Consider the following 649-nt stretch of genomic DNA (forward strand, 5'->3'; position numbering starts at 1 on the left):
CTTGATCGCCTCGCGGACGGCGCGCGGCGACCACGGGCAGCCACTTCTCGCGGAAGTCGCGGACGAAGCGGGGGGTGTCACTGGTACCCAGCACGTATCCGACCGGCCCGGCCCCGCTGTCGAGGACGAAGGCCAGATCCGGCTCAAGGGCCGCGTAGGGTGCGGCGAAGATGTTCGGAAGCAGGTCCTGATCGCGGTAGATGTGGCGGGCGTCGCCACCGGCTTCGGCGGTGCGCAAGCAGATGTCGAAGACGGCGTCCCGGTCCCCGGGATGGTAAGGGCGGATGGCGGGCGTGGGCATATGAGGCCTTCCGTCTGAAGCCAAAGCTATGGGAGCGCTCCCATACTAGCGAGCCCTGCGCATTGCGACAGCTCGGTGTGGCTTGCCCGGCCAGTGTGGCAGTGCACAAACCGACTGTCCGGGGGAGGCCCCCGCCCTCGCCGGCGCGGCCCCCAACCCCGAGGGTCCGCAGTCACTTTGGACGCATTGGAGCGCTACCGGAAAGGCACCTGCGCTGGCACCCCGCAGTGAACAATGATCAGCACGGCGGCGGACTCCCTGCCGTCGGCAGACCTGACTCTATGAGGGCCGGGCCCCCTTCCCTGCACAGCCCGGTGGATTCTGGTTCCGGGTCCCGTACGTGCTCGG

General features: G+C 68.7%; 1 pseudogene. It reads right to left on the minus strand.

Going from position 1 to position 649, the window contains the following annotated elements:
• A pseudogene (locus LE548_RS44970) lies at positions 1–301 on the minus strand (GNAT family N-acetyltransferase); the annotation flags it as partial.
• Between the last annotated feature and the right edge of the window lie 348 nt (positions 302–649).

Origin of the sequence: Streptomyces sp. CoH27 (genome assembly GCF_020181035.1) — a bacterium.
GTDB lineage: Bacteria > Actinomycetota > Actinomycetes > Streptomycetales > Streptomycetaceae > Streptomyces > Streptomyces camelliae.